This window comes from Gemmatimonas sp. (assembly GCF_041689975.1).
Taxonomy (GTDB): Bacteria; Gemmatimonadota; Gemmatimonadetes; order Gemmatimonadales; family Gemmatimonadaceae; genus Gemmatimonas.
Genome location: NZ_JBDNFF010000011.1, coordinates 1 through 5,166, shown reverse-complemented (window position 1 = coordinate 5,166; position 5,166 = coordinate 1). Strand labels below are relative to the sequence as shown.

General features: G+C 62.0%; 5 protein-coding genes. 3 read left to right on the top strand and 2 right to left on the bottom strand.

Features of this window, described 5'->3' with window-relative positions:
- A partial coding sequence (locus ACESNG_RS00760; protein WP_373067299.1) for a nucleotide sugar dehydrogenase occupies positions 1–787 on the top strand: 787 nt, incomplete at its 5' end.
- Here the strand turns inward: ACESNG_RS00760 and ACESNG_RS00755 are convergent.
- A complete protein-coding gene (locus tag ACESNG_RS00755; protein WP_373063332.1) occupies positions 784–2,058 on the bottom strand; it encodes a VWA domain-containing protein in 1,275 nt (424 codons plus the stop codon). The genes ACESNG_RS00760 and ACESNG_RS00755 overlap by 4 nt on opposite strands.
- A 44-nt stretch (positions 2,059–2,102) precedes the next feature.
- Here ACESNG_RS00755 and ACESNG_RS00750 point away from each other — a divergent pair, with 44 nt between their 5' ends.
- Positions 2,103–3,368 carry an MFS transporter gene (locus ACESNG_RS00750; RefSeq protein WP_373063334.1) on the top strand — a complete coding sequence of 422 codons (1,266 nt, stop codon included), beginning with the start codon at positions 2,103–2,105 and terminating at the stop codon, positions 3,366–3,368.
- 160 nt (positions 3,369–3,528) lie between these two features.
- On the opposite strand, the gene ACESNG_RS00745 is transcribed toward ACESNG_RS00750, so the two are convergent.
- Entirely contained in the window at positions 3,529–4,281 is a 753-nt protein-coding gene (locus ACESNG_RS00745; RefSeq protein ID WP_373067297.1) for a type II toxin-antitoxin system RelE/ParE family toxin, read from the bottom strand.
- Between the two features lie 52 nt (positions 4,282–4,333).
- Between ACESNG_RS00745 and ACESNG_RS00740 the strand changes: the two genes are divergently transcribed.
- Complete coding sequence (locus ACESNG_RS00740) at positions 4,334–4,798, top strand: hypothetical protein (protein ID WP_373067294.1); 465 nt, start codon at positions 4,334–4,336, stop codon at positions 4,796–4,798.
- Positions 4,799–5,166 lie beyond the last annotated feature (368 nt).

Genomic DNA, 5,166 nt, shown 5'->3' with positions numbered 1-5,166 from the left:
TGTCGAGGTCGCCAGCGCCCTCTACGCCAGTTGCATCGACGTCGTCGTGCCGGTGTCGTCGCCGGAAGCGGCCGAGCTGGTGAAGCTGCTCGAGAACACCTTTCGCGCCGTCAACATCGGCCTCGTGAACGAAATCGCCATCGTGTGTGACAAACTGGGCGTGGACGTCTGGGAAGTCATCAACGCGGCCGCTACCAAGCCGTTCGGGTTCATGAAGTTCACGCCGGGCCCCGGCATCGGCGGCCACTGCATTCCGCTCGACCCACACTATCTCGCTTGGAAGATGCGCACGCTGAACTACAAAACGCGCTTCATCGACCTCGCCAGCGAGATCAATTCGCACATGCCGGAGTGGGTCGTGAAGCGCATCTCGCATTCGCTGAATGACATGAGCAAGTCTGTGCGCGGCAGCCGTGTGCTGGTACTCGGCGTTGCCTACAAGCGTGACATCGACGACGTGCGGGAAAGCCCGGCCCTAGACGTGATCCGTCTGCTCGAAGAGCTTGGCGCGCTCGTCGAGTTCCATGATCCATTCGTGCATGAATTCCGTGAGGATGGCCACACCCGCAAAGGTGTGGACCTGAACGAGACGACACTCGCCGCTACGGACGCGGTCGTGATCATCACGGACCACAAGAACGTCGACTATCAGTTTGTCGTCGATCACGCACAGCTGGTCATTGACACACGGAACGTCACCGCTGGGCTTACACCTTCTCGCGCTCGTGTCCGAGGCCTCGCCGACGCACGGGGAGATCGCTGGGAGCGTCGCAGCGCACCTCGCTAGCTGACCCGCTTCGTCTTCTTCCTTAGAAAATCCATCAGCACGAACTGCCCCAAGCTCATCGTGTTCGTGAAGTACGCCTTCCCACGGCTGATCTCGCTCATCCGCTTCACGAACTCGACCAGCGCCCTATCCCGCGCCAGCATGAAGGTGTTGATCATGATCCCGCTTTTCCGGCAGGCGGCGACTTCGCGCAGCGTCTCGGCGATCACATAGCCGTCGAGCCCCATGGAGTTCTTGTAGATCTGACCGTCGGGCATTGTGAGCGCCGACGGCTTACCGTCGGTAATCATGATGATCTGTCGCATGTCCTTCTTCTGCGACATCAGGATGCGCCGTGCCAGCTTCAGCCCTTCGGCCGTGTTGGTGTGATACGGCCCCACCTGTGACTTGGCCAGCGTGGCGATCGGGATTTCCTCGGCCGAGTCGTGGAAGAGCACCACGCGGATCGTGTCGCCGGGGAACTGCGTCTTGATGAGATGCGTGAGCGCCAGCGCCACTTTCTTGGCGGGTGTGAAGCGATCCTCGCCGTACAGAATCATGGAGTGTGACGTATCGAGCATCAGCACCGTGGCGCAGCTCGACCGATACTCCGACTGCCGCACCATGAGGTCGCCGTAGTCGAGATCGATAGGCACGTCGAGATTGCCGTTGCGCGCCAACGCGTTGGCCAGCGTGGCCGGGACATCGAGGTTGAGCGCGTCGCCGAACTCGTACGGCTTGCTCCACGAATCCGACTCGATGCCGGTGGAGAGCTGCGGCGTTTCATGACTGCCGATGCTGGACTTGCCGAAGGAGCCCATGAGATGCCGCAGCGTCTTGAAACCGAGAAAGTCGGTGCCTTTGTCGGTCAGGTTGAACTGGACGTCTTTAGCGGCCGCTTGGCCGATTGAGCCCTTGCCGGTCACAGGCTGATGGCCGGCAGGTACCGAGCCGGCTTGGTCGGTGGTCAGAAAGCCGTCCTGAATGAGACGCTGCACCAGCCCATCCAGCAGCTCGGCCAGCTTCTCTTCAGAGACGTCGTCCCCTTCGCCGCGGAGCGCTGAAAGCATCTCGGGCGTGATCTGACCGCTCTCGATGAGCGCACGAAGAATCGCGTCCTTGAGCGAGTCCATCGAGCGGTCACCTTCGCCCTGATCGGCTCCCCAATGGCCTTGCTCGCCACCGGCAAAGCCGGATTGGAGCAGGAAATCGGCGAGCTGGTCGAGCAACGACTGAAGATCCACCGCGTCGGCCAGCTGTGGATTGAACTTGGTGTACGTGTGGAACCGCATCGACTGCTCTCCGAGCTTAGGACATCGCTACACTTCGTCTACGCATGACAACGGCCGCTCGTTCCTCAAACCCCTTCCGCGTCCTCGCCCGTCACCGGAATTTCCGGATCTTCTGGACCGGCCAGACGATGTCGCTCGTGGGCTCGTGGATGCAGACGATGGCCGTGGGCTGGCTGTCCCTGCAGCTCTCGAACAGCGCCTTCGTAGTCGGGCTCGTAGCGTCGGTGGGTGCCGTGCCGATCGTGCTCTTTTCCATGCACGCCGGCGCCTTTGTGGATCATGGCGACAAGCTGCGCATTGTGCGAGTGACGCAGAGCATACTCCTAATGCAGGCGGCGGTGCTCTGGCTGGTGACCATCACCGGCCATGTGTCGATTCCGATTTTGCTTGTGCTGGCTTTCGTGCAGGGGCTCTGTAGCGCGGTCGAGATTCCCGCCCGCCAGAGCATGATCATTCAGCTGGTGGGGCGCGAAGACCTGCAGCCGGCCATTGCCCTTAATTCCAGTGGATTCAATCTGGCCCGCGTGATCGGTCCGGCCATCGGTGGTTTGGTGATCGCCCGCTTCGGTATTGCGTGGTGCTTCGGCTTGAATGCCCTGAGCTTCGTGGCGGTTCTGTGGGGGCTGCTGCTCATCAAGCTCCCCGCGCCGGAGATCGCCGATAGAGTGCGACTCACGGTCACCGGCGTGCACGAGTTGTTCGAGCGCAGTTCGGCCGGGGCCGCCGATGGGCTGCGGCATCTGGCCACGCCGGGGCCGGTACGCGATCTGCTGGCGCTGGTCACGGTGGGCGCGGTGCTGGGCGGCCCGTTTCTTACGCTCATGCCGGTGATCGCCCGCGATCAGCTGGGCTTGGGCGCCGGCGGCTACGGCACGCTGCTGGCCACGGTGGGAGTAGGTGGTCTGCTGGGCGCCCTGCTGGTGGCGGGTCCCATATCTCATGCCGCCAACAAGGGCCGCATCCTGATAACGGCCGGGCTGGCCTTTCCCACGCTGTTGTTGGGCTTTGCCTACACGACCACCCTGACCATGGCGTACGTGGTACTCTTTGCCACGGGCATGGCCATGATCACCTTCAACGCGCTCTCCAACGGCGTGCTGCAGCTGCTGGTCGAGGAGAAATACCGCGGACGGCTGATGGCCTTTTACAGCCTCGTGTTCGTGGGCCTGTCGCAGGCAGTGGGCTCGTTCGCGCTCGGCGCGCTGGCGCGTGTGGTATCGGCGCCACACGCGATCGCCTTCGCTGCCGTGGTGCTGATGATGGCGTCGCTGTTTGCACTCAAATATTCGGATTTCTGGCGACGCGTGTAAGAGAAAAGTTCTTCTTCGCGTTCTTCGCGGCCATCGCGCCCTTCGCGTTGAAGCTGGAGTGCTTTCGGCGAGGGAAAGTGGTCGGAAAGCAAACAGCTTGACGCGAAGGGCGCGGAGTACGCGAAGGGACGCGAAGAACGGCAACAGCAAATAGAACAATTCAAGAAAAAGAACGGCTTTTGAGTCGCTTCTTCGGCGCTGGGCCCTTTCGTTTCCGAGTCTCAGTGGTCGCCATGAAGCGCACGACGACCTGCTCGCCGACTGCCGCTGCGATGAGGTGCAGAACGGAGATCGAGTGCCCCCGGTAGGTCGCATCTTCCATTCGGGCGATAGCCGACTGTGACGAGTCGATCAACTTGGCCAGCGCGCGTAGACTGAGGCCGTGTCGCTCTCGAAGCGCGTACACCTCTTCGGCGAGTAGGACGGCGTCAGTGGCCGCGGCGACCCGCTCCTCCCATCCGTCTGAGTCCCCGAACAACCGGTCGAACACCGCCTCTGCGTCGTTGCGGGGCCCGTCAGCTTGCTTCCGTGATGCCATGATCGACCTCCCTGCGGTGAATTGGCGTTCCTGCAATGGCGGCGCCGTGTGCGCTGTCGGGTTGGCTTCATACGCGAGACGCCGCGCGACCGCACGTTCCACGTCGGCCTTCTCCACATTGCCCTCTTTCGTGCAACCGTGGGCGAGTACAGCCACGCCGGATCCGGCAAAGAAGTACAGCACGCGGAAGTTGATGTTGCGGACCTCCACGCGAAGCTCGTGAATACCATCGCGCAACGGTGCGGAAGTCGGGCGTCGTAACTCATGCCCTTCCGTGGCCAGCCGCCTCACGGCGACTTTCAGTCGCCCTGCGGCGGCTAGATTCTGCGTCTTGCTGGGACGGGTCAGCGTCGCCAGCCACTCGTCGAATGGCACGGATCCGTCCGGATTCCGCCTGTCGCTATCCCCATCGTGCTCTTTTTCATTTATGCCGACGCTTTCGTGGATCTGGCGACAAGCTGCGCATTGTGCGAGTGACGCGGAGCATCCTGTCGTCGCAGGCGGCGGTTCTGTGGGGGCTGCTGCTCATCAAGCCCCGGCGCCGGAGATCGCCGATAGAGTGCGACTCACTGTCACCGGTGGCTACGGCACGCTGCTGGCCACGGTCGGGGTAGGTGGCCTACTGGGCGCCCTGCTGGTGGCGGGTCCCATATCGCACGCCGCCAACAAGGGCCGCATTCTGATGACGGCGGGGCTGGCCTTTGCCACGCTGTTGCTGGGCTTTGCTTACACGCCTGATGGTGCTGATGATGGCGTCGCTGTTTGCGCTCAAGTACTCGGATTTCTGGCGACGCGTGTAAGAGAAAAGCTTTTCTTCGCGTCCTTCGCGATCATCGCGTTGAATCTGGAGTGCTTTCGGCGAGGGAAAGTGGTCGGACAGCAAACAGCTTGACGCGAAGGGCGCGGAGTACGCGAAGGGACGCGAAGAACAGCAACAACAACAGTTTTAGAAGCTACCCTGAGGAGCGGATGCTGCGTTGGCCGGCTATCGAGTCCGCGACGGCGTGCCGCTTTCGCGGCCATCGCCTCTCCTTGGATGTTCTCCCACAGGTCCTGCGTCTGAGACTACCTGTGGGCAGCTCTCGTCGTCAATAACACGTTCGGCCTTCGGCATTCAGCAACGATAGTGCACAGTTTCGAGCTATTTCGTGGGGACGGGCGGGACTGTGGAATCGCTCGTAGGCGCGAGGCTCGAGAATAGCGCTGAATCGAAGTGCCGAGCGTAGCCCCCGAGGATCGTCAGATCCAGAAAACCCGCTC